General features: G+C 44.8%; 2 pseudogenes. Both read right to left on the bottom strand.

The window, feature by feature from the left end:
- Positions 1-175: pseudogene (locus R7Z49_RS27325) on the bottom strand (NADP-dependent oxidoreductase); the annotation flags it as partial.
- A 147-nt stretch (positions 176-322) separates the two neighbouring features.
- Positions 323-531, bottom strand: a pseudogene (locus R7Z49_RS27320) (TetR/AcrR family transcriptional regulator); the annotation flags it as partial.

Here is a 531-nt window from a genome sequence, read left to right as displayed (position 1 = left end):
CATCGCTCATGCGACCGCGCATGTATGGATCTAGAGAGAGGTAAACCGTTCTTAGCAGCATTTCTCCTGCCTGTGGAACAGGTTTTGCTACTTCTTCTAGGCGAAAGTTTTCAGTTGTAGGAGCACCATGTGGGCGTGATGCTAGGACGATTCTACGATTGGTTGCGTTAGTCATGTTTATCTCACTTATAGATTAGACCGGTCGTCTAGTGTTCGTTCCAAAATATCCCGCTCTTAGAGCGGGAAGATTTAGTGTGTTCCAAAAGGTTAATAGCCCAAATGAAACACGTGTAGGGTATTCATCTTACTTTAACGTTACTTGTTATGGGCAAGTACGCGTGTTTTGCAGTAGATGTTGAGTATAGGTCAGGCTTTGCGTGAGCGCTTCCTGATCTTGATACAGTTTGTTCAGTAAGCTTGCGCCATTCCAAAGATAATAAATCTGTCTGGCCAACAATGCGCTATCACCGTTTGGGATAGAGCCGTCTTGGATACCGACATCAATACACTCAGCCATAGCTTGAATGGTCT

This window comes from Vibrio sp. 1562, from assembly GCF_033340155.1.
In the GTDB taxonomy this organism is placed as follows: domain Bacteria; phylum Pseudomonadota; class Gammaproteobacteria; order Enterobacterales; family Vibrionaceae; genus Vibrio; species Vibrio alginolyticus.
Note: the sequence above shows the minus strand (reverse complement) of the source record. Positions and strands in the feature narration are given on the sequence as shown.